This window comes from Pseudomonas sp. B8(2017) (genome assembly GCF_002113575.1).
Taxonomy (GTDB): domain Bacteria; phylum Pseudomonadota; class Gammaproteobacteria; order Pseudomonadales; family Pseudomonadaceae; genus Aquipseudomonas; species Aquipseudomonas putida_Z.
The window spans coordinates 66,610-87,330 of the sequence record NZ_NEIO01000021.1; the positions used below are offsets into that span (position 1 = coordinate 66,610).

Consider the following 20,721-nt stretch of genomic DNA (forward strand, 5'->3'; position numbering starts at 1 on the left):
GCGGCCAAAGCGCTGAACAGTCGGTCACAGGTGATCATGCTGGTCAGGCGGGCCTATGTCAGTGAGCAAGGGCCTTCAGTACATGATCTGGATCGTTGCGTATCGCACGTAACAATGCCTTGGCTGGCCCGGTCGGTTCTCGTCGGCCTTGTTCCCAATTTCTCAGCGTGGCGACCTGAACATCGATCATCTCGGCAAAGCGTACTTGTGAAAGCCCTGTTGCCCTGCGGATGCTTCGTACCTGAAGAGCATCGATTGCGAATTCGCGAGACGGCGCGCACTTGCCCTGGACGATGTCTTCCATCTGTTGAACGCTCTCCATCAGTTCGTCAAAAAAGCGGTTCATGCATGCCTCCAGTGTTCAATGATGGACTTCAATGCCTTGCGCTGCTCGCTGGACAGATCGGGCTGCTCATTTTTGCCGTAGATGTAGAGCATGGCTATCTGTGATCTGGATATGAAGTGGTAGTAGATAACCCTGGCACCACCGCGTTTTCCATGCCCGTTAGCGGGCACTCGTATTTTGCGTAGGCCACCGGTTCCCTCAATCAGGTCTCCTGCCTCAGGTGAAGCCATGAGCCTGACTTGCAGCAAGCGATAGGTGTCATCATCAAGGAGTTCTCTGACTCGTTTGGTGAACAAGGTTGTTTCAGTGAAAAGCATAGCAGAGTGTACGCCATTGGCGTAGCTGCCGGTTATCCAGCGCTACAGATAAGGGAGTGCCCGGCCGTGTTTTCAGAGCGGGAAAACGAGGCTAGCGAACAAGGTTGTCGCTAGCCCATCATCCCTTTCCGAATGCCGAGTAGTCCTTTCCTCTGTAGGAGGCAAATTTGTGGCATCAACTCGCCATCAGCCTTGTTCGGTCACCTTCACAATACGACTCCTGTTGCGCCAAACCCGATAGGCGCGAATGCCCGCCCGCACCGAGCCGAACAGCAGTTTGTCTTCCATCTCGCGGGCCATCCCCGAGCGCACCAGCATGCGCAGGAAGGTGCCGCGGGCGCGGGCGATGGCGAAGAAGATGCCCTGGGCGGCCAGGGTGTCGCGCACTTCGCGCAGGGCGGCGATACCGCTGACGTCGATGCTGGTTACCGCTTCGGCATCGAACAGCACGGCCTTGGGCTGGTCCTGGCTCTGCACCGCCTCGAGCAGGCGCATCTTGAAGTAGTCGGCGTTGAAGAACAGGATCGCGTCGTCGAAGCGGTACACCACCAGGCCTGGCACGGTGCGGGCATCCTTGTGTTTGCGGATGTCCACCTGGCCTTCGGTGCCCGGCAGCCAGCCCAGCACCGCGTCGGTGGGCTGATAGATGCTGTACAGCAGGCGCAGGATTGCCAGGGTCACGGCAAACACGATACCGGGCAGCACACCCAGGCTCAGAACGCCGACCGTGGTCAGCAGGCACAGCCAGAACTCGAAGCGGCTCAGGCGGCGAATGTGCCCCAGCGACTTGATGTCTATAAGCCCCCAGCCGGCCATCAGCAGCACGGCGCCCAGCGCGGCCTGCGGGATCCACGCCATCGGCGCGGTGAAGAACAGCAGGATCAGGGCGATGACCAGCGCGGCGATGATGCCCACCAGCTGGCTCTTGCCACCGACCATGTCGTTGACCGCCGTGCGCGAGTCTGCGCCGCTGATGGCAAAGCCCTGGGAAACACCGGCAGCCAGGTTGCTTACGCCCAGGGCGACGAATTCGTGGTTGGCGTTGATCGCGTAGCCGTGCCGGGCGGCAAAGCTGCGTGCGGTGAGCATGGCGCTGCAGAAGCTGACGGTGGCGATACCCAGGGCGTCGCGCAGCAGGCTTTTCATTTCTGCCAGGTTACTGTGTGGCCAGGCCAGCTGCGGGATGCCGGCAGGCACCGGGCCGAGAATGGCAACGCCGAAGCGGTCGAGGCCGAACAGGCCGACCAGCAGCATGAACAGCGCCACTACCGTCAGCGCCGCGGGCAGGCGGGGGTAGCGCCGTGGCAGCCAGATCAGCAGGCCCAGTGCGGCGAGGCCGATCAGCAGCGTCACCCAGTGGATTTCGCCCAGGCGCTGGAAGAAGTTGATCAGGCTGAGGATGAAGCCGTCACCCTCGATCTTGAACCCCACCACCTTGGACAACTGCCCGGCGATCAGGCTCAGGCCGATACCGTTGAGATAGCCGATCAGGATCGGCCGCGAGAAGAAGCTGGCGATGAACCCGGCCCGGGCCACCCCGGCCGCGATCAGCATTACCCCGACCAGCAAGGTGACGATCACCGACAGTTCGGCAATCCGGTGCGGCTCGCCCATGGCCAACGGCGCCACGGCGCCGGCGATCATTGCGCAGGTGGCGGCGTCCGGGCCGACCATCAGCTGGCGCGAGCTGCCGATCAGGGCGTAGACCATCATCGGCAGCACACAGGCGTACAGGCCGTACTGCGGCGGCAGGCCGACGATCTGCGCGTAGGCGATGGCTATGGGAATCTGGATCGCTGCCACCGAGAGGCCGGCCTGCAGGTCGGCGTGGAACCACTCGCGGCGGTAGTGCAGCAGGTTGGCAAGGCCCGGTAGCCAGCGGGAGAGAAACATGCGTCGTCCTTTCGAAATGCTTCACGAATCCATCCACGCATTGAAGCGGATCGGCAGGCAAATGGCCATGGGGCAGGTCAAAGGGAGGCGGAGAAACGAAAAAAGGAGCCTGGGCTCCTTTTGACAGCGGTGACGTTGCGGGAACGCCATGCGGGAATGCGATGTGGAGCGGGTAGAGGGAATCGAACCCTCAACTAAAGCTTGGGAAGCTTTCGTTTTGCCACTAAACTATACCCGCGTTTGCGCAGCACTTTTTACCAGAACCCTCAACGAATTAGAAGCCCAAGTTATAAAAAAGCTTGTCGGCGCCCCCTGGCTTGCGGGTCTCATCCACAGGACGCCGAGCTGCTCAGATGGCCAATGCATGCTGCCCCTGTTTTACAGGCTGGTAACGGTGACGAGGTTCACGCATGGTTGGCTTCAGGAACCCCAGCATGACGCTGCGGGTGTCCTCGCAAGCGGTCTTGTTTTCCATGTCCAGGAAGTGGCCTGCGTCGCGGATCACGCTGAAGTGGCTGCGGCCCACGTGCTTGCTGAACTGCCGCGCATCTTCGACCGTGGTGTACTCGTCGCGGTCGCCGTTGATGAACAGCACCGGGATGTCGATATTGCGTGCACCATCCAGCGCCCGCTCCAGGTCATGTTGCAGCACCTCGTTGATGTGGAAGTGCATCTGCGCGTACTCGTGGCTGTCCAGGCTGCTGACGTGGCGGTAGTTGAAGCGCTTGAACAGTGACGGCAGGTGCTTGCCGATGGTGTCGTTGACCAGGTTGCCGACCTGATAGCGGTCGCAGGCGGCCAGGTACTGGCAACCACGGTCCAGGTAGTCGCGCATCGGTTCGTTGATCACCGGCGAGAAAGAACTCACTACAGCCTTCTTCACACCCCGCGGCTGGTGCGCCAGCGCCAGCAGCGTACTTGCGCCACCCCACGAGAACGACATCACGTGGTCTGCCTGGAAGTGCTCGATCAGCTCGAGGAGGATATGCGCTTCGGTCTCCTTGCTGATAAGGCGTTCCTGGCGATTGTGCGGCTTGGATTTGCCCGCGTATGGCTGGTCGAACAGTACTACGTTGAACTGCGGGTGCAGGTTACGTACCGTCTGGGCGAACGAGGCCGTGGTGGCCAGCGAGCCATTGATCAAAATGATCGTATTCTCGGCCGCATCCGCGCGATAGAACTCCGTGTAAACCCGATACTGACCTTGGATATCAAGTACAGCGATTTCTGGCCTCATGTCATCGACTCCTGGCGCAAAAAGGGTATTCGCGTCACCTAGGGTGCACGTTCTTTATGACAGGTAGGCATTTGCCTGAAGAGAAACCGGGGGGCCCTGTGTCGATCCTTGGCACGTGCGTCGACGGTATTGTTTTTGGTGGGCAATTTGCCGTGCCCCAAGGCATCGAGGCCCTGGGTGGCCGGCAAAAGGTGTCTTCGACTGCGGGCGTGACTTGGTAGTCACATGCAGACTGACGATTTGGATTCAAGCAGTGGGTCGGGGATCCCGCAAGTGCCGTTCGGGGGAAAATGTGACTTTTGTCGCTGAGCGGTCGTATGACGACCCTGATCTGTCTGTTCCGGCCTCTTCGCGGGCTCGCCCGCTCCCACAGGTACACCACAGGTCTCCGGGCTGGTGTGATCCCTGTGGGAGCGGGCGAGCCCGCGAAGAGGCCGGAACAGCCAACCTAGACCGTCGCTATTTCATCCGCCGTCAGCTCACGAAACGCCCCTGGCGCCAACCCCGGGTCCAGCCGGATCGCCCCCATGCTCTCCCGATGCAACCCCACCACCTTGTTGTCGAAATGGCCGAACATGCGCTTCACCTGGTGATAGCGTCCTTCGACGATCGACAGCCGTGCCTGGCGCGGCCCAAGGATGTCCAGCTGGGCGGGCAAGGTGGTGAGGTCTTCGAAGGCGAAGTAGAAGCCCTCGAGGAACTTGGCCACATAGTGCTCGCCAATCTCGTCCTCGGTTTGCACCAGGTAGTGCTTGGGCAGCTTGGTCGCGGGCTGGGTAAGCCGGCGTGACCATTGGCCATCGTTGGTCAGGATCATCAAGCCCGTGGTGTTGAAGTCCAGCCGCCCGGCAATGTGCAGGTCCTCACGCAAACCGGCTGGCAGCAGGTCGAGCACAGTGCGGTGTTGCGGGTCCTGGGTGGCGCTGACGCAGCCAGCGGGCTTGTGCAGCATCAGGTAGCGCGCCGGGCGGCCAGCCTGCAGCAGCTGGTCGTCCAGCTCCACGCGGCTGAACTCGCGCACCTCGGCCAGCGGGTCGCTGACCACCTGGCCATCCACCCGCACACGGCGTTGCGCGAGCATCAGGCGGACTTGCTGGCGGTTGTGGCTGGGCAGGTTGGCGAGGAAACGGTCGAGGCGCATGGCAAACGGTCAGTCGGAAGCGGGGGAGCGAAGTTGTTCTTCGACGGCGGCGCAGCGCGGGCACAGGCAGGCTTTGTCGCGCAGCTCGGGGGGCAGGGCCTCGAGCACGGCAGGGTCGATGGTCACGCTGTAACACCAGCAGGCCTGGGTGGCCCGGCGCGGGTCGGCCAGGCTGCACTGGTTGAGGGCGCCACAAGCGGGGCAGTGCTGGTTGTCGGGCATGGCTGCCGCTCACCTGTATCAAATTGTTGCAGAAATGGCACTGCACCTTGGCGGCACTGTCTTATTCAATGTCGATGATCGCATTTCGCATCGATGCTCGCCAGCGCCGCTGTTCGGGCACTCCAGCGGTCCAGGAGGCCGCCATGTCCTATCGAATCCTGTTGATCGCCCTGCTGGGGCTGATGACTTCCGCCTGCGTTCCGTACTACGAGAGCGGGGGCTATTACCGGTCGGACCACTACTACTCCGACCGTTATGTATCACCGGATTATTACCGCTATGACCGCTATTACGTAACGCCGCAACAGCGCTATTACTACCAGCCGGCGCCGCGTTACTACTACCGCTCGGCGCCTGCGCCTCACTACCGGTCTCACCCACAGCCGGGGATGAAGCAGTGGTATGGCAACCCTCGCAATGACTATGGCAACCGCCAGCGGTATGACTATGGGCGCGACCGGGACCGTCATGATTATCGCGGTGGCAGCCAGCGCTACCAGCAGCATGACCGTTGGCACTCCAACGGGCGGGGGGATGGTGACCGGCGCGGGGACGGGCGGCGTGGGCACGGGCAAGGGGGGAACTGGCAGCGGTAGATGAATTGAAAATCGGGGGCGCGGTGCGCCCCTTTCGCGACGCAAGGCCGCTCCCACAGGGGACCGCGATCCGTTTGTAGGAGCGGCCTTGTGTCGCGATGGGCTGCAAGGCAGCCCCAACTTCTCGAAGCTACCCGAGATCCGCCAGCGGATGCCGCCCCTCCCACACCTTGGCAAAATGCGCCTCCACCACCGCCGCCGGCACTTGCGCCACATCGGGCCAGTGCCAGTGCGGCTGGTTGTCCTTGTCCAGCAAGCGCGCACGCACGCCTTCGCTGAATTCCGGGTGGCGGCAGCAGTTCAGGCTCATGCTGTACTCCATCTGAAACACCTGCGCCAACGACAGGTGCCGTGCCCGGCGGATCTGTTCCCACACCAGGTGTGCGGTCAGCGGGCAACCTTCATGCAACCGTTGGCCGGCATCTGCCAGCAGCGGGTCGTCGTGGTGCTTGAGCCCCTCCAGCGCACGCCAGGCGGCGGCTGCGTCGGCCACATCGAGCAACTGATCGATCACCTGTCGTCGCGGCAGCCACTGGGCCTCGGGCAACTCGGCGCAGGCGCGGTGCTGTTCGGCCTTGAGAAGGCTGTTCAGTTGCAGGGCAGTTTGTTCCTGCCAGTTCAGTTGCAGCAGTTCTTCGATCAGCGCCTCTTGCTGGTACTCACCCAGAAAGCGGTCGGCCAGGCCCAGGTCCAAGGCGTCATGAGCATTGATCGGCGCGCCTGTCAGGCCGAGGAACAACCCCAGCTTGCCCGGCAGGCGGGCAAGGAACCAGCTGGCGCCCACGTCCGGGTACAGGCCGATGCTGATTTCCGGCATGGCCAGCCGACTGCTGGGGGTGACGATACGTACATTGGCGCCCTGCAGCAGGCCCATGCCGCCGCCCAGCACATGCCCGTGCCCCCAGCACAGCAGCGGCTTGGGATAGGTGTGCAGGGCAAAGTCCAGGCGATATTCGGCGGCGAAGAAGGTGGCGGCCAGCGGGGGTACGCTGCCGGGGTGGTCGCGGCAGGCTTGCACCAGCGCACGCACATCACCGCCGGCACAGAAAGCCTTGGCACCGTTGCCGCGCAGCAGCACGCAAACGATCCCTGGGTCGCGAGCCCAGGCGTGCAACTGTTCACCCAATACCTCGATCATCGGCAGGTTCAGGGCATTGAGCGCCTTGGGCGCATCCAGGGTGGCGATGCCGATGCGGGCGCCATCGGCGCCGGTGAGTACCTCGCAATGAATGGTCATGGACTACCTCGCGCAAGTCATCGGACAAGTATGGCTTGCCTGGCCGAACATGCCGGTCGTCGGTCGGATCGTTTGACAAGCGGGAAGGGCTTACCTAGTGTCGCGCCATTGTTTATGGAAGGCCCCATGACTGACGACGATCGCATCAAACTCGAACCCAGCTGGAAGGCTGCCTTGCGCGCCGAATTCGACCAGCCCTACATGCATCAGCTGCGCGAGTTCCTGCGCGGCGAGTACGCCGCCGGCAAAGAGATCTACCCGCCAGGGCCGTTGATCTTCAATGCGCTCAACTCGACGCCGCTGGACCAGGTGAAGGTAGTCATCCTCGGCCAGGACCCGTACCACGGGCCGGGCCAGGCGCATGGCCTGTGCTTCTCGGTGCAGCCGGGCGTGGCCACGCCACCGTCGCTGGTCAACATCTACAAGGAGCTGCAGCGCGACCTGAACATCCCGATTGCCAACCATGGCTACCTGCAGAGCTGGGCCGAGCAGGGCGTGCTGTTGCTCAACACGACCATGACCGTGGAGCGCGCCAATGCCGCGTCGCATGCCAAGAAGGGCTGGGAGTTCTTTACCGACCGGGTCATCCAGGTGGTCAGCGAGCAGTGCCCGAACGTGGTGTTCCTGCTGTGGGGCTCGCATGCGCAAAGCAAGCAGAAGCTGATCGACGGGACCAAGCACCTGGTGCTGAAATCGGTGCATCCATCGCCGTTGTCGGCTTACCGTGGGTTCCTGGGGTGCGGGCATTTCAGCCGGGCCAACAGTTTCCTCGAGCAGCGCGGGCTGGCGCCGATCAACTGGGCATTGCCACCGCTCTGATCACCTGAAAGAACGCGTCGCCTGCTTCGCGGGCTTGCCCGCTCCCACAGGGATAGCACCTGCCTTGAGGGCGGTGCAGTACCTGTGGGAGCGGGCAAGCCCGCGAAGCAGGCGACGCGATTATTCCGAGTTGGTGTTCCACACCCGGAACAACGGCTCTGCCAGAAACAGCACGAACAACAAGCGCATCACCTGCAGCGCCGTCACCAGCGGCACCGACAGTTGCAGGGTCTCTGCCGTCAGGCTCATCTCGGCAATTCCGCCCGGCATCATCCCCAATGTCAGCGAACGCAGGTCCAGCGCGGTCATCACGCTCAATACCCAAGCGGCGCTGCCGGCAATCGCCATGCACAACGCCGTGGCCACCAGGGTACGCCCCAGGAACGACGGTGCGCGGCGGAAGAACGCGCGGTTGAAGTGGCAGGCCAGGCCACTGCCGATCAACCACTGGCCGATCTGGCTGGCGCCATTGGGCAGGGTTATCTGCAGGTTGCCCGCCAGGCTCACGGTGGCTGCCACCAGCAATGGCCCGAACAGCCACGGGTTGGGCTGGCGCAAGCGCTGCCAGAGCAGGGCGACGGCAACGCCCAGCGGCGCAATCAGCGCCAGCCAGCCCCAGCTCACACTTCCGGTGTGATTCAGCGGTACTCCGTCACCCAGCAGGAACTTGAACAGCGCCGGCACGCACAGTACCACCGCCAGCACGCGCAGGCTCTGCGCCGCCGCTACCTGGCTGAGCACCGCGCCGTTGCGCGCGCCAAGGTTGACCATCTCCCCCGAACCGCCCGGCATGCTGGCGAAGAACGCCGTGGCACGGTCTTCACCGGTGCGCCGCAACAGCCATACGCTGATCACGCTGGACAGGGTGGTGAACAGCGCGCCGAAAAAGATCAGCGCGAAATGGCTGGCCACCTGCTCGATCACCGCCGGGGTGAAGTGCAGGCCGATACCGATGCCGATGATCCACTGCCCGCATTTGCGACCATTGGGGATTTCCGGCAGCTGCCAGGGTGTCAGGCAGCGCACCAGGATGATCGCCAGCAACGAGCCGACCATCCACGGCAAAGGCCAGCCGACCTTGCTGGCGGCAAAACCGCCAGCGAGGCCGACCAGCCCGGTCGCGACAAACAACGGCAACGAGCGATCAGGCATCGGCCATCGCCCGGCGCTGCTGGCTGCGTTTGCGCCAGATGCGCAGCAGCGGCAGGGTCAGCATGCAAATGGTCAGTACCCATACCGACATGCTGATCGGGCTCGACCAGAGGATGCCCAGTTCGCCGTTGGAGATCGACAGCGCCCGACGCAGGTTCTGTTCCATCAGCCCGCCGAGGATGAAGCCGAGCAGGATCGGCGAAAGCGGGAAGTCCAGCTTGCGCAGGATATAGCCCATGATGCCGATGCCGACCATCAGGAACAGGTCGAAGGTGGTGGCATGCACGGCGTACACCCCGATCCCCGTGATGATGGCGATCACCGGCACCAGCGCCCAGTTCGGCACGGCGAGGATGCGGGTGAAGATGCGGATCATCGGGATGTTGAGGATCACCAGCATGATGTTGGCGATGAACAGCGAGGCGATCAGGCCCCAGACGATGTCTGGCTGCTGTTCGAACAGCAGTGGGCCCGGGGTGATGTTGTACAAGGTCAGCGCACCGATCATCACCGCGGTGGTGCCCGAGCCGGGTACGCCCAGGGTCAGCATCGGTACCAGTGCGCCACAGCAGGAGGCGCCGATGGCGGTTTCCGGGGCGGCCAGGCCGCGGGCGTCGCCCTTGCCGAACTTGCCCTTGTCACCTGCCAGGCGTTTTTCGGTCATGTAGGCCACGGCGCTGGCCAGTGTCGCACCGGCGCCAGGCAGCACACCCATGATGAAACCCAGCAGGCCGCAGCGGATGTTGACCACGAACACCGAGGCCGCTTCCTTGAAGTTGAACAGCATGCGCCCGGTGGCCTTGACTGCCTGGTGGCCATGGTGGGTCTTTTCCAGCAGCAGGAGGATTTCGCTGATGGAGAACAGGCCCAGCACTAGCACCACGAACTGGATGCCGTCGGCCAGATGCACGCTGTCGCCGGTGAAGCGGTACACGCCACTGTTGGCGTCGATGCCGACTGCCGACAGGAACAGGCCGATCAGTGCGGCAATGAAGGTTTTCAGCGGCTTGTCGCCGGCCATGCCACCGAGGGCGACGATGGCGAACACCATCAGCACGAAGTACTCCGCCGGGCCGAAGGCGATTGCCCATTTCGCCAGCAGCGGGGCGAACAGCACCATGCCGCAGGTGGCGATCAGCGCACCGATGAACGAACTCCAGGCCGACAGCGACAGCGCTACGCCAGCCAGGCCATTGCGGGCCATCGGGTAGCCATCGAGGGTGGTCATCACGGTCGAGGCTTCGCCGGGGATGTTCAGCAGGATCGAACTTATGCGCCCCCCGTACTCGCAGCCCAGGTACACCGCCGCCAGCAGGATCAGCGCCGACTCCGGCGGCAGGCCGAGGGCGAAGGCGATGGGGATCAGCAAGGCCACGCCGTTGATCGGGCCCAGGCCCGGCAGCAGGCCGACCACGGTGCCGATCAGCGTGCCGGAGAGGGCGGTGACCAGGTTGTAGGGGGACAGGGCGACGCCGAAGCCCTGGCCCAGGTAGCTCAAGGTATCCATGTGTCAGTTCTCCAGTACGCTCAGCAGGCCAAGGGGCAGGGGCACGTCCATCACGCGGTCGAACAGCCAGTAGAGGAACAGGCTCATGCCCACCACCACGATGGCGCTGTGCAGCCAGCGGCCGCCGTACAGGCGGGCCATGGGCACGCCAACCAGGATGGCGCTTAGGATGAAGCCCAAGGCTTCGAAGGTGCTGGCGAAAACGATCAGCAGGCCGACGCAGGCGGTGATCTTGATCAGGGTTTCGCGGTCCAGCTCTGGTTCGTCGTCCTTGCGCACGATGGGCGTGGGGCGGAACACCAGGTACAGCAGGCCCAGGCAAAGCAGGCCGAGCATCAACAGCGGGTAGGCGCGCGGGCCCACCGGTTCATAGGAAAACGCCGCCTGGTAAGGCCAGGCCATCACGGCCAGGGCGGCGCACACCGCCAGCAGGGCCAGGGCGAAGATGCGTTGCAGGATCATCAGAGAGTCCTCATTGAGCACGGACTCTGTGGGAGCGGGCGTGCCCGCGAACACCGGCAACGCCGGTGCCAGGCACCGCGGTGTCTTCTTCGCGGGCACGCCCGCTCCCACAGGGATCAGTGAAAGATCGTGGGTGGCTTACTGGATCAGGCCAAACTCCCTGGCCAGTGCCTTGTAGTCAGCCACTTGCTTCTTCACATAGCCGTCCAGCTCTGCACCGGTCATGGCGAAGGGGAACAGTTCGCGCTGGTCACGCAGCTTGGCGAAGTCTTCCGAGGCCAGCATCTTGTCGAATGACTGTTTCCACCAGGCGTAGTCCTCGTCGCTCACCTTTGGCCCCAGGTAGAAACCGCGTACCACCGGCCAGACGATGTCGTAGCCCTGCTCCTTGGCGGTGGGGATGTCTTTCATCTCGGGCTCGTCCAGGCGGTTTTCCGAGAACACCGCGAGGATGCGCATGTTGCCGCTCTGAATGTGCGGCATGGAGTCGGAGATGTCGGTCGAGCCTACCTGGATATGCCCGCCCAGCAACGCCGTGGCGATTTCGCCGCCGCCTTCCAGGGCCACGTAGCGCAGGTCACGCGGGTTGATGCCGGCGGCCTTGGCGATTAGGGCGGTCTGCATCCAGTCCTGGCTGCCGACCGTACCGCCGGAGCCGATCACCACCTTGCTCGGGTCTTTCTTCAGCGCCGCGACCAGGTCGTCGAGGGTCTTGTAGGGCGAGTCGCTTTTCACTGCGATGGCGCCGTAGCTGGTGCCGACGGCGGCCAGCCATTTCACCGCGTTTTCGTCAAAGCGGCCGAACTTGCCCTGGGCCAGGTTCAGCAGCGAGCCGCTGGACCAGGCCACCAGGGTGCCGGCATCGGCCGGGCGCTGGGCGACCACGGCGTTGTAGGCCACCGCGCCGACACCGCCGGGCATGTAGGTGACGCGCATCGGCTTGGTGAGGATCTTTTCCTGCACCAGGGCGCTCTGCACCAGTTTGCAGGTCAGGTCGAAGCCGCCGCCGGGCGAGGCGGGGGCAATGCATTCGGGGCGTTTCGGTTCGGCAGCAAGGGCGTTGCCGGCCAGCAGCAGGCAGCCGGTAGCAAGGACGAGGCGGCGCAGTGAAAAGGTCATCGTCTATCTCCGTGAGCGTTGTTGTTATCAAGTTATCGCTATGGGGTTACCACAGCGCCACGCTGTAGCTCACCAGCAGCCGCACCTCGTCCGCGTCGCGGGCGAAGTTGGAGCGGAAGGTGGCGTTGCGCAGGCGCACGGCGACGTTCTTCAACGGGCCGCTTTGTACCACGTACTTCAGTTCGGTGTTGCGCTCCCACTCCTTGCCCTCGCCACCGGCCGCGCGGCTGACGTTGTCGCCGCTGATATAGCGGGTCATGAAGGTCAGGCCGGGCACGCCGAGTGCGGCGAAGTTGTAGTCGTAGCGCGCCTGCCAGGAGCGCTCGTCGGCGCCGGCGAAGTCGTTGATCTGGACGAAGTTGACCAGGTACGGGTCGGCACCATCGACGTACGGGAAGGCGCTGTCGCCGGACAGCTGCTGCCAGGCGGCGCTGACCTTGTGCCCGCCCAGGGCGTAGCTGAGCATGCCGTTGACGGTGGTGTTGTCGATGTTGCCGGCCTTGGCGGCGCCGGCGTCGTCACTCACCGCCAGGCGCAGGTCGGCGCCGAAGGTGCCCGGGCCCCATGGCTGGGTGGCGACCATGCCGATGAAGTGCTGGCGGTAGATATCGTCGAGCTGGGCAAAGTGGTAGCTGCCGGTGATGCGATCGGTGAACTGGTAGTCGAGGCCGGCCAGGTCTAGGTTGTCGGCGCTGAACGAGCCACCGAAGCGGCCGTTCTTGTTGTTCAGGGCCAGGTCTTCCCAGTTGGTGTCGTTGCGGTCCTTGGCCTTGTCCAGTCGGCCGCCGGTGAAGGTCAGGCCCTTGACCTCCTTCGAGGTGAGCAGGCCGCCTTCGAAGGTTTGCGGCAGGATGCGCCCATCGTTGGGCTGCAGGGTCGGCAGTTCGGGGATCAGCGTGCCGATCTTCAGTTCGGTCTGCGACACCTTCACCTTGCCGGTCAGGCCGAGCTTGGAGTACTCGTCGGCGGCCTTGCCGTCATCGTGGGTCGGCAGCAGGCCGGTGTCGGTGCGGTCGGGGCTGGAGTCGAGCTTGATGCCGAGCATGCCCAGCGCATCCAGGCCGAAGCCCACGGTGCCATCGGTGTAGCCAGACTCGAAGTTGAGCATGAAGCCCTGGGCCCACTCGTCGCGCTTGGATTGCTGCGCACTGGTGCCGTCGCGGAAGTCGCGGTTGAAGTACATGTTGCGGGTTTCGAAGGTGGCCGTGCTGTCTTCGAAGAAGGCGGCCTGGCTCATCGGGGCGACACCGGCAAGCGCAAGGGCGCTGGCGATGGCGGAGGGGCGTGCGGCAAAGGAACGGGTAGGCGCGAACGCCTGCGGCTGCGATGACAGCATCACTGATGGCTCCGTTTATTGTTCTTATTCGTTGCACCTTGCTGGTGCTTTTTTCGGCGCGAAGGGCGACCGTGGTGCGATGCTAGGTAACCAACCTTTCGCTAACCTTTCAGCGTGAAAGGTTTGTCGACAGGGCTTCACAGGCCTGCCGACAGCGGTACACTCCGCGCCACCGTCCCACCCGAGCAGGGAGAATCCGATGCGTGTGCTGCTGGTCGAAGACCACCTGCAACTGGCCGAAAGCGTGGCCCAGGCCTTGAAAAGCCATGGCCTGACCGTGGATGTGCTGCATGACGGCGTGGCCGCCGACCTGGCCCTGGCCAGCGAGGAATACGCCGTGGCCGTGCTGGATGTCGGCTTGCCGCGCATGGACGGCTTCGAGGTGCTGGCGCGCCTGCGCGGCCGTGGCAAGACCCTGCCGGTGCTGATGCTGACCGCGCGCAGCGACGTCAAGGACCGGGTCCACGGCCTGAACCTGGGCGCCGACGACTACCTGGCCAAGCCGTTCGAGCTGACCGAACTGGAAGCACGGGTCAAGGCCCTGCTGCGGCGCAGCGTGCTCGGTGGCGAGCGCCAGCAACGCTGCGGGCCGCTGGTGTACGACCTGGACACCCGGCGCTTTGCCCTGGGTGGGGAAAACCTGACCCTGACCTCGCGCGAACAGAGCGTACTGGAAGCGCTGATCGCCCGACCGGGCCGGGTGATGAGCAAGGAGCAACTGGCCGCCCAGGTGTTCGGCCTGGACGAAGAGGCCAGCCCCGACGCCATCGAAATCTACATCCACCGCCTGCGCAAGAAGCTCGACGGCCACCCGGTGGCCATCGTCACCTTCCGTGGCCTGGGCTACCTGCTCGAGCACCGCGATGCGTGACAACGGTAGCCTGCGCGGGCGCTTGCTCGGCAACCTGGCCTTGCTGCTGGTGGTGCTGATGCTGGCGAGTGGCCTGAGCGCTTATTGGAATGGCCGCGAGGCCGCCGACACCGCCTACGACCGGACCCTGCTGGCCTCGGCGCGGACCATTGCCGCAGGCCTGTCCCAGCGTGACGGCTCGCTGAGCGCAGATGTGCCCTACGTGGCCCTGGACACCTTCGCCTACGACAGTGCCGGGCGCATCTACTACCAGGTGCTGGACATCCAGCAGCGGCTGATTTCCGGTTACGAGAACCTGCCAGCGCCGCCGCCGGGCACGCCGCGTACCGACGATTACCCGGCGCTGGCGCGGTTCTACAACGCCACCTACCTGGGCCAGGACGTGCGGGTGGTCAGCCTGCTGAAGCCGGTGAGCGAGCCGAATATGAACGGCATGGCGGAAATCCGTGTGGCCGAGACCGAGGAAGCGCGGGTGCGCATGGCCCGTGGCCTGATGGCCGATACCCTGCTGCGCCTGGGGATGCTGGCGCTGGGCGCGCTGGTGATGGTGTGGTTTGCCGTGAGTGCCGCGTTGCGGCCGCTGGAGCGCCTGCGCACGGCGGTGGAAGAGCGCCAGCCGGACGACCTGCGGGCCTTGCCGGTGGTGCAGGTGCAGCGTGAGCTGGGCCCACTGGTGCGGGCTTTGAACCATTTCACCGAGCGTTTGCGTGGCCAGTTCGAGCGCCAGGCGCAGTTCATCGCCGACGCCGCCCACGAGTTGCGCACGCCACTGGCCGCGCTGAAGGCACGTGTCGAGCTGGGCCTGCGTTCGGCCGAGCCGCAGGAGTGGCGGCAGACACTGGAATCCGCGGCCCAGGGCACTGACCGCCTGACCCACCTGGCCAACCAGCTGCTGTCGCTGGCGCGGGTCGAGAACGGTGCGCGGGCGATTGCCGAAGGCGGGGCGCAGCGCCTGGACCTGAGCCAGTTGGCTCGTGAGCTGGGCATGGCCATGGCACCGCTGGCGCACAAGCGCGGGGTGGCGCTGGCCCTGGAGGCCGAGGCGCCGGTGTGGCTGAAGGGGGAGCCGACGCTGCTCAACGAGCTGTTGAGCAACCTGGTGGACAATGCCTTGGCGCATACGCCGGCTGGCGGCAACGTGATCTTGCGGGTGCTGGCGCCGGCGGTGCTTGAGGTGGAGGACGACGGGCCGGGGATTCCCGAGGCTGAGCGTGAGCGGGTATTCGAGCGCTTCTACCGGCGCAGTGCGCAGGGCAGTGGGCTTGGCTTGGCGATTGTCGGCGAGATCTGCCGGGCGCACCTGGCACAGGTGAGCCTGCATGACGGTGCGAAGGGCGGGTTGCGGGTGCGGGTGAGTTTTATCGCGGATTGATGTGTTGCCTGTACCGGCCCTATCGCCGGCAAGCCAGCTCCCACCTCGACTGCATTGACCTCAAGTCATGTGCTATCCCTGTGGGAGCTGGCTTGCCGGCGATGAGGCCAGTACAGGCAGCACAGATAGTGCTGCCACAGGTTTAACTGCCCTCGAGAACAGCGGGCAACTTGTGGGAGCTGGCTTGCCGGCGATGAGGCCAGTACAGGCAGCACAAGATATGCTGCCACAGGTTTAACTGCCCTCAAGAACAGCGGGCAACTTGTGGGAGCTGGCTTGCCGGCGATAGGGCCGAACAGGCTGACACCGGTCAGCGCAACATGCTCCGCGCCTCGATCAGTTCACCTACTTCAAGCTCGGTGCCGTACGGCAGGCCCAGGTGGCGGTATGCCGGTAGTGCTGCCAGCGGCCGGTGGCGCCCGCGCTGGCTGATGCAGCGGGCGATCTGCACGATGTCGATGTAGTCGATCTTGTCAGTCTGCCGGTCCAGGTCCTGCACTTGGCTCGGCAGGTTGACCAGTTGCTCCGGAAACTCCCAGGCCTTGAGGATCTTGTCGCCCAGCACCGGCTGGATCTGCTCGATCACATAATGCAGGCACACCGGGTCGGACAGCAGTTCGTTGTGCTCTTCGGCATAGATCAGCACCGGTAGTGCGCCAATCTGGTTGACCAGCCCGCCGAGGGTAGCCTGGTCGGGCTTGAGTTGTGTATAGCGGCGGCAGATTTCGTAGCTGATGCCCGCCACATCCAGGCTGTTGGCCCAGATATCACGTAACTTCTGTTCCACTGCCGGCGCCCGGGCGTGGAAAATCTGCTCGATCACCAGGCCAATGGCCAGGTTGCAGCTGTAGTTGATGCCCAGCCGCGTGATGGCGGTGTGCAGGTCGGTGACCTCGACCGCCGCGCGCAGCAGCGGGCTGTTGACGACCTTGATCAGGCGCGCTGAAAGGGCCGCATCGCGACCGATCACCTTGCTCAGGGCCGCCACGCTGATCTCGCTGTCTTCCGCCGCCTCGCGGATGCTCAAGGCAACCTCGGGCAGGGTCGGCAGGACCAGGTCATCCTTTTCGATGGCATCGAGCAACTGTGCTTGAACCATCTCGGCCAGCTTGTTCATGGGCGTGTCTACCGCAGTGGTGGTGCGGCCCCGCCACGTAGGCGGGGCAGGCTGGTCAACGCTGGATTTCCCGGTCGCGGTCCAGTTCGTAGGGCAGGGTCAGCACCTGCAGGCGTGGGCCTTCCAGGCTGCCCAGGTGCAGGTTGTCGTCTTCCACCGCTTCGGCGCTGAGCACGGCGAGCAGTTCGCAGCCCGTGCCATTGCTGGCAGCAATGACCACTTCACCGACCGACGAACCATGGGTGGGCGAGAAGATCTCGGCACCCGGGGCTGGAATGGCCTGCTGGTCCAGTGCCAGGCGGTACTGGCGGCGCTTGAGCTTGCCCAGGTACTGCATGCGGGCAACGATTTCCTGACCGGTGTAGCAGCCCTTCTTGAAGCTGACGCCGTCGACGGCCTGCAGGTTGATCATCTGCGGGATGAACAGCTCGCGGGTCGGCCCCATTACCTGGCCGATCCCGGCGCGAATCTGCCCCAGTAGCCAGTTGTCGAGGCTACCTTCGGGCAGTGCGGCGGCCAGCGCCTGGCGAACGCTGTCGGCTTTGTCTGCCGGTATCCACAGCTCCACGCGGCCAGCGGACACGGCAATGGCGATCAACCCGTCGTGGCGCACGGTGCTGCCAGCTGCCGCAGGCACATCGAGCCCCAGGGCCTGCAGCGCCGCATCGCCGCCTTGCAGGCCGAAGCGTGCCCAGGCAGCGCTTTCATCGGTCAGCGTCGCCTTCGAGAACACGGCGTACTTCTTGAGGTCGGCCAGCTGGGCGTCGAGCAGCTCGCTGGCCATGGCCAGCAGGTAGCCGTTGCCTTCGGGCAGGATGCGGAAACTCGACTGCATGCGCCCCTTGACCATGCAGCGGGCGCCGAGGCTGGCGTGTTCCGGGCTGAGGTAGTTGATGTTGCAGGTCAGCTGGCCTTGCAGGAACTTGCCTGCATCGGAGCCGCGGACGGCGAGGATGCCCTCGTGGGACAGGGGGCAGAAGAAAGCGGAATCGGCCATGGGTCATCGCGGTGGCTAAAGACTGGCGGCCATCATAGAACGCCGGTAACAAAATAGGTAGGTGACTAGACCAACGCCCGGTGTCGCTTCGCTCGCCTGGCTGTATACTGGCGGGCCATTCGAGGAGGGCCCCATGGTCGAACAAACTGAACTCAACCGGCTTTTCTGGCACAGCCGCCGCGGCATGCTGGAACTGGACGTACTGTTGGTGCCTTTCACCCAGGAAGTCTACCCCACGCTCAACGAAACCGACCGCGAACTCTACGTGCGTCTGTTGAGCTGCGAGGATCAGGACATGTTCGGCTGGTTCATGGAGCGCACCGAGTCCGAAGACCCGGAGCTGCAGCGCATGGTTCGCATCATCCTGGACCGTGTCCAGCCCAAGTGAGTGCTTCGAGTGCCGCTGGCAAGGCTCGCGCCTGCTGCTGGCGGCCTACCTGGGGTGCCAGGTACTGGCGTGGTTCGCCGTATGGGCGAGCCCGCTGCCCGGGTGGTCGGCCCTTGCTGTTGTCGCCGCCTGTATGGCCCACGCTGGCTGGGCCATTCCCCGACGTATTCTGCTGACGCATGAGCATGCCGTTGTTGGCCTGCGACGTGATGTGCGCGGCTGGCAGGTGTTCAGCCGTGCCCGTGGCTGGCAGCCGGTGCGCTTGTGCCGGGACAGCGTGGCGTTGCCGGCGCTGGTGGTGTTGCGCTTTGTGCGGGAGGGGCGCTGGTTGGGGGAGAGCCAATGCGTGCCACGGGATGCGCTGGGGGCTGATGAGCACAGGCGCTTGCGGGTGCGGTTGAAATTCAGCCGGCGCAGGTGGGCAGGGGTGAGCCGGGCATAAAACCATACCGAGTTGGCGTCTTCGCGGGCCTGCCCGCTCCCACAGGTACTGCGCAAGCCTGCAAGGCAGTGGGATTCCTGTGGGAGCGGGCGCGCCCGCGAAGGCCGCGACGCCGATTTCAGATCGGGCTGAGAATGGTGTCCTTGGCCTCGTCCAGCATCCCCGGGTAATCCAGGGTGTAATGCAGTCCGCGGCTTTCCTTGCGCTGCATGGCCGACAGGATCATCAACTCGGCCACCTGCGCCAGGTTGCGCAATTCGATCAGGTCGCGGCTGACCTTGTAGTTGCTGTAGAACTCGTCGATTTCGTCCAGCAGCAGGCGAATGCGGTGCTGCGCTCGCTGCAGGCGCTTGCTGGTACGCACGATGCCGACGTAGTCCCACATGAAGCGCCGCAGTTCGTCCCAGTTGTGCGCAATGATCACGTCCTCGTCCGAGTCGGTGACCTGGCTGGCGTCCCAGCCGGGCAGGGCCTTGGGCATGACCACTTCATCCAGGTGCGCCTGGATGTCGGCCGCGGCGGCACGGCCATAGACGAAGCACTCCAGCAGCGAGTTGCTGGCCATGCGGTTGGCGCCGTGCAGGCCGGTGAAGCTGGTTTCACCTATGGCATACAGGCCCGGCACGTCGGTATGGCCGCGGTCGTCGACCATCACTCCGCCGCAGGTGTAGTGCGCCGCAGGTACTACCGGGATCGGCTGACGGGTGATGTCGATACCGAAGGCCAGGCAGCGCTCGTACACGGTGGGGAAGTGGCTCTTGATGAAGTCGGCCGGCTTGTGGGTGATGTCCAGGTACACGCAGTCCACACCCAGGCGCTTCATTTCGTGGTCGATGGCGCGGGCCACGATGTCGCGCGGGGCCAGTTCTTCGCGGGGGTCGAAGCGTGGCATGAAACGCTCGCCATTGGGCAGGCGCAGCAGGGCGCCTTCGCCGCGCAGGGCTTCGGTAACCAGGAAACTCTTGGCCTGCGGGTGGTACAGGCAAGTCGGGTGGAACTGGTTGAACTCCAGGTTCGCCACCCGGCAACCGGCCCGCCAGGCCATGGCGATGCCGTCGCCGCAGGCACCATCGGGGTTGCTGGTATACAGGTAGACCTTGGCCGCGCCGCCAGTGGCCAGCACGGTGAAGCGCGCACCGAAGGTGTCCACCTCGCCGGTGTTGCGGTCGAGCACATAGGCACCCAGGCAGCGCTCGCCGGGCAGGCCGAGGCGACGTTCGGTAATCAGGTCGACCGCCACGCGCTGCTCCAGCAGCTGGATGTTCGGGCGTAGGCGGGCCTGCTCCAGCAGCGTGGTGAAGATGGCTGCGCCGGTGGCGTCGGCGGCATGGATGATGCGCCGGTGGCTATGGCCGCCTTCGCGGGTCAGGTGGAACTCGAAGCCACCGTCGTCGACGCTGTAGTGCTCGTCGCGGGTAAAGGGCACGCCTTGCTCGATCAGCCACTCGATGGCTTCGCGGCTGTGCTCGACGGTAAAGCGCACAGCTTCTTCATGGCACAGGCCGCCGCCGGCATTGAGGGTGTCCTCGACATGCGACTGCACGGTATCGGTATTGTCCAGCACTGCCGCGACACCGCCCTGGGCCCAGAAGGTCGAGCCGTTGGCCAGGTCGCCCTTGCTGAGCACGGCGACTCGCAGGTGGCTGGGGAGGTTCAGTGCCAGGCTGAGACCGGCGGCACCGCTGCCGATCACCAGGACATCATGTTGGAATTGTTGGCTCATGTCGGGACACTAGTATTCTTTGGAAGGGGCGCGGCACAATAGTCACGCGCCGATGGCATTGTGAAACTATCGTTAAAGCTGGCCGGGTTGCCTTTATAGCAGCCCCTGGTGGCCAATTTCCATGCCACTTGCCTGGTCGCGACAACCTTTGTGGGAACTTTCCGACATGGCCGGAAATCCTATGAAGGCTGCCCACGCGCCACAACTTGCCGCGGCGACGCAGGGCGGCAGGCCTGTCCGGGCTGTCCCTGCGTACTCGAAACCTGATTATCGACGTAGCCGGCCGTGACCGTGCCGCGTCTTCCGTGCAACCCGACCAAGGGCTGCAGGAAACTTGCTTGGAGGGGAGAACTTTTGCGCAAAGCCCGAGTCTATGGTTGCAAGCCTGAACGATGGCTGTTGCAACGCTCCTTCGAGTTCACTGAGG

Annotated in this window: 21 protein-coding genes and 1 tRNA gene; 6 read left to right on the forward strand and 16 right to left on the reverse strand. The window is 64.3% G+C overall.

What is annotated here, in order from left to right; translation table 11 throughout:
• Positions 1-58: 58 nt before the first annotated feature.
• The 7 genes from nadS to CAG22_RS22985 all read right to left on the reverse strand — a co-directional run bounded on the left by nadS (position 59) and on the right by CAG22_RS22985 (position 5,156).
• Positions 59-346: a NadS family protein gene (gene nadS, locus CAG22_RS22955; RefSeq protein ID WP_085706250.1), complete on the reverse strand. Its 288-nt coding sequence runs from the start codon at positions 344-346 to the stop codon at positions 59-61.
• A complete protein-coding gene (locus CAG22_RS22960; protein WP_085590300.1) occupies positions 343-663 on the reverse strand; it encodes a type II toxin-antitoxin system RelE/ParE family toxin in 321 nt (106 codons plus the stop codon). The genes nadS and CAG22_RS22960 overlap by 4 nt, the downstream gene beginning before the upstream one ends.
• Before the next feature lie 186 nt (positions 664-849).
• Positions 850-2,556 (reverse strand): SulP family inorganic anion transporter, encoded by a 1,707-nt coding sequence (locus CAG22_RS22965; protein WP_075046185.1) that lies wholly within the window; start codon positions 2,554-2,556, stop codon positions 850-852.
• 164 nt (positions 2,557-2,720) lie between these two features.
• A tRNA-Gly gene (locus CAG22_RS22970) sits at positions 2,721-2,794 on the reverse strand.
• Positions 2,795-2,905: 111 nt separating this feature from the next.
• Positions 2,906-3,793 carry a (R)-3-hydroxydecanoyl-ACP:CoA transacylase gene (gene phaG, locus CAG22_RS22975; protein ID WP_085692287.1) on the reverse strand — a complete coding sequence of 296 codons (888 nt, stop codon included), beginning with the start codon at positions 3,791-3,793 and terminating at the stop codon, positions 2,906-2,908.
• A gap of 448 nt (positions 3,794-4,241) precedes the next feature.
• Positions 4,242-4,934 carry a pseudouridine synthase gene (locus CAG22_RS22980; RefSeq protein WP_015271612.1) on the reverse strand — a complete coding sequence of 231 codons (693 nt, stop codon included), beginning with the start codon at positions 4,932-4,934 and terminating at the stop codon, positions 4,242-4,244.
• A 9-nt stretch (positions 4,935-4,943) separates the two neighbouring features.
• A complete protein-coding gene (locus tag CAG22_RS22985; RefSeq protein ID WP_085692286.1) occupies positions 4,944-5,156 on the reverse strand; it encodes a cysteine-rich CWC family protein in 213 nt (70 codons plus the stop codon).
• 143 nt (positions 5,157-5,299) lie between these two features.
• Here CAG22_RS22985 and CAG22_RS22990 point away from each other — a divergent pair, with 143 nt between their 5' ends.
• Entirely contained in the window at positions 5,300-5,752 is a 453-nt protein-coding gene (locus CAG22_RS22990; RefSeq protein WP_085692285.1) for a hypothetical protein, read from the forward strand.
• A 130-nt stretch (positions 5,753-5,882) separates the two neighbouring features.
• On the opposite strand, the gene CAG22_RS22995 is transcribed toward CAG22_RS22990, so the two are convergent.
• Positions 5,883-6,989 (reverse strand): enoyl-CoA hydratase/isomerase family protein, encoded by a 1,107-nt coding sequence (locus CAG22_RS22995; RefSeq protein ID WP_025340440.1) that lies wholly within the window; start codon positions 6,987-6,989, stop codon positions 5,883-5,885.
• A 126-nt stretch (positions 6,990-7,115) separates the two neighbouring features.
• On the opposite strand from CAG22_RS22995, the gene ung reads away from it, so the two are divergent.
• Positions 7,116-7,808, forward strand: a complete 693-nt coding sequence (gene ung, locus CAG22_RS23000; protein WP_085590289.1) for a uracil-DNA glycosylase — start codon at positions 7,116-7,118, stop codon at positions 7,806-7,808.
• Positions 7,809-7,928: 120 nt separating this feature from the next.
• On the opposite strand, the gene CAG22_RS23005 is transcribed toward ung, so the two are convergent.
• From CAG22_RS23005 to CAG22_RS23025, 5 genes are all read right to left on the reverse strand, one after another.
• Positions 7,929-8,960 (reverse strand): AbrB family transcriptional regulator, encoded by a 1,032-nt coding sequence (locus CAG22_RS23005; RefSeq protein ID WP_085590287.1) that lies wholly within the window; start codon positions 8,958-8,960, stop codon positions 7,929-7,931.
• On the reverse strand, positions 8,953-10,467 hold the full coding sequence (locus CAG22_RS23010; RefSeq protein ID WP_025340437.1) for a tripartite tricarboxylate transporter permease: 1,515 nt from the start codon (positions 10,465-10,467) through the stop codon (positions 8,953-8,955). The genes CAG22_RS23005 and CAG22_RS23010 overlap by 8 nt, the downstream gene beginning before the upstream one ends.
• A gap of 3 nt (positions 10,468-10,470) precedes the next feature.
• On the reverse strand, positions 10,471-10,929 hold the full coding sequence (locus tag CAG22_RS23015; RefSeq protein WP_085590285.1) for a tripartite tricarboxylate transporter TctB family protein: 459 nt from the start codon (positions 10,927-10,929) through the stop codon (positions 10,471-10,473).
• 138 nt (positions 10,930-11,067) lie between these two features.
• Positions 11,068-12,048, reverse strand: a complete 981-nt coding sequence (locus CAG22_RS23020; protein ID WP_025340435.1) for a tripartite tricarboxylate transporter substrate binding protein — start codon at positions 12,046-12,048, stop codon at positions 11,068-11,070.
• Between the two features lie 46 nt (positions 12,049-12,094).
• Positions 12,095-13,384: an OprD family porin gene (locus CAG22_RS23025; protein WP_025340434.1), complete on the reverse strand. Its 1,290-nt coding sequence runs from the start codon at positions 13,382-13,384 to the stop codon at positions 12,095-12,097.
• Between the two features lie 199 nt (positions 13,385-13,583).
• Between CAG22_RS23025 and CAG22_RS23030 the strand changes: the two genes are divergently transcribed.
• Both CAG22_RS23030 and CAG22_RS23035 read left to right on the forward strand, forming a co-directional pair.
• On the forward strand, positions 13,584-14,255 hold the full coding sequence (locus CAG22_RS23030) for a response regulator (RefSeq protein WP_025340433.1): 672 nt from the start codon (positions 13,584-13,586) through the stop codon (positions 14,253-14,255).
• Positions 14,248-15,627, forward strand: coding sequence for a sensor histidine kinase (locus CAG22_RS23035; protein ID WP_025340432.1), 1,380 nt, complete (start codon positions 14,248-14,250; stop codon positions 15,625-15,627). The genes CAG22_RS23030 and CAG22_RS23035 overlap by 8 nt, the downstream gene beginning before the upstream one ends.
• 310 nt (positions 15,628-15,937) lie before the next feature.
• On the opposite strand, the gene CAG22_RS23040 is transcribed toward CAG22_RS23035, so the two are convergent.
• Positions 15,938-16,744 carry an HDOD domain-containing protein gene (locus CAG22_RS23040; protein WP_025340431.1) on the reverse strand — a complete coding sequence of 269 codons (807 nt, stop codon included), beginning with the start codon at positions 16,742-16,744 and terminating at the stop codon, positions 15,938-15,940.
• Between the two features lie 55 nt (positions 16,745-16,799).
• Positions 16,800-17,741, reverse strand: coding sequence for a folate-binding protein YgfZ (locus CAG22_RS23045; protein WP_085590280.1), 942 nt, complete (start codon positions 17,739-17,741; stop codon positions 16,800-16,802).
• A gap of 133 nt (positions 17,742-17,874) precedes the next feature.
• Between CAG22_RS23045 and CAG22_RS23050 the strand changes: the two genes are divergently transcribed.
• Positions 17,875-18,129, forward strand: coding sequence for a succinate dehydrogenase assembly factor 2 (locus CAG22_RS23050; protein WP_003252043.1), 255 nt, complete (start codon positions 17,875-17,877; stop codon positions 18,127-18,129).
• Positions 18,113-18,571 (forward strand): protein YgfX, encoded by a 459-nt coding sequence (locus CAG22_RS23055; RefSeq protein WP_085590278.1) that lies wholly within the window; start codon positions 18,113-18,115, stop codon positions 18,569-18,571. Before CAG22_RS23050 ends, CAG22_RS23055 begins: the two co-directional genes overlap by 17 nt.
• A gap of 118 nt (positions 18,572-18,689) precedes the next feature.
• On the opposite strand, the gene nadB is transcribed toward CAG22_RS23055, so the two are convergent.
• A complete protein-coding gene (nadB, locus tag CAG22_RS23060) occupies positions 18,690-20,294 on the reverse strand; it encodes an L-aspartate oxidase (RefSeq protein ID WP_085590276.1) in 1,605 nt (534 codons plus the stop codon).
• Between the last annotated feature and the right edge of the window lie 427 nt (positions 20,295-20,721).

What these genes read in the sequence shown, in the direction of transcription:
- CAG22_RS22990 (WP_085692285.1), top strand. Translation starts at nt 5,300, where the DNA reads ATGTCCTATCGAATCCTGTTGATCGCCCTGCTGGGGCTGATGACTTCC.
- CAG22_RS22980 (WP_015271612.1), bottom strand. Translation starts at nt 4,934, where the DNA reads ATGCGCCTCGACCGTTTCCTCGCCAACCTGCCCAGCCACAACCGCCAG.
- CAG22_RS22960 (WP_085590300.1), bottom strand. Translation starts at nt 663, where the DNA reads ATGCTTTTCACTGAAACAACCTTGTTCACCAAACGAGTCAGAGAACTC.
- nadS (WP_085706250.1), bottom strand. Translation starts at nt 346, where the DNA reads ATGAACCGCTTTTTTGACGAACTGATGGAGAGCGTTCAACAGATGGAA.
- CAG22_RS23015 (WP_085590285.1), bottom strand. Translation starts at nt 10,929, where the DNA reads ATGATCCTGCAACGCATCTTCGCCCTGGCCCTGCTGGCGGTGTGCGCC.
- CAG22_RS23030 (WP_025340433.1), top strand. Translation starts at nt 13,584, where the DNA reads ATGCGTGTGCTGCTGGTCGAAGACCACCTGCAACTGGCCGAAAGCGTG.
- CAG22_RS23020 (WP_025340435.1), bottom strand. Translation starts at nt 12,048, where the DNA reads ATGACCTTTTCACTGCGCCGCCTCGTCCTTGCTACCGGCTGCCTGCTG.
- CAG22_RS22965 (WP_075046185.1), bottom strand. Translation starts at nt 2,556, where the DNA reads ATGTTTCTCTCCCGCTGGCTACCGGGCCTTGCCAACCTGCTGCACTAC.
- CAG22_RS23025 (WP_025340434.1), bottom strand. Translation starts at nt 13,384, where the DNA reads ATGCTGTCATCGCAGCCGCAGGCGTTCGCGCCTACCCGTTCCTTTGCC.
- CAG22_RS23045 (WP_085590280.1), bottom strand. Translation starts at nt 17,741, where the DNA reads ATGGCCGATTCCGCTTTCTTCTGCCCCCTGTCCCACGAGGGCATCCTC.
- CAG22_RS23010 (WP_025340437.1), bottom strand. Translation starts at nt 10,467, where the DNA reads ATGGATACCTTGAGCTACCTGGGCCAGGGCTTCGGCGTCGCCCTGTCC.
- CAG22_RS23040 (WP_025340431.1), bottom strand. Translation starts at nt 16,744, where the DNA reads ATGAACAAGCTGGCCGAGATGGTTCAAGCACAGTTGCTCGATGCCATC.
- CAG22_RS22995 (WP_025340440.1), bottom strand. Translation starts at nt 6,989, where the DNA reads ATGACCATTCATTGCGAGGTACTCACCGGCGCCGATGGCGCCCGCATC.
- CAG22_RS23035 (WP_025340432.1), top strand. Translation starts at nt 14,248, where the DNA reads ATGCGTGACAACGGTAGCCTGCGCGGGCGCTTGCTCGGCAACCTGGCC.
- CAG22_RS22985 (WP_085692286.1), bottom strand. Translation starts at nt 5,156, where the DNA reads ATGCCCGACAACCAGCACTGCCCCGCTTGTGGCGCCCTCAACCAGTGC.
- nadB (WP_085590276.1), bottom strand. Translation starts at nt 20,294, where the DNA reads ATGAGCCAACAATTCCAACATGATGTCCTGGTGATCGGCAGCGGTGCC.
- CAG22_RS23050 (WP_003252043.1), top strand. Translation starts at nt 17,875, where the DNA reads ATGGTCGAACAAACTGAACTCAACCGGCTTTTCTGGCACAGCCGCCGC.
- CAG22_RS23005 (WP_085590287.1), bottom strand. Translation starts at nt 8,960, where the DNA reads ATGCCTGATCGCTCGTTGCCGTTGTTTGTCGCGACCGGGCTGGTCGGC.
- ung (WP_085590289.1), top strand. Translation starts at nt 7,116, where the DNA reads ATGACTGACGACGATCGCATCAAACTCGAACCCAGCTGGAAGGCTGCC.
- phaG (WP_085692287.1), bottom strand. Translation starts at nt 3,793, where the DNA reads ATGAGGCCAGAAATCGCTGTACTTGATATCCAAGGTCAGTATCGGGTT.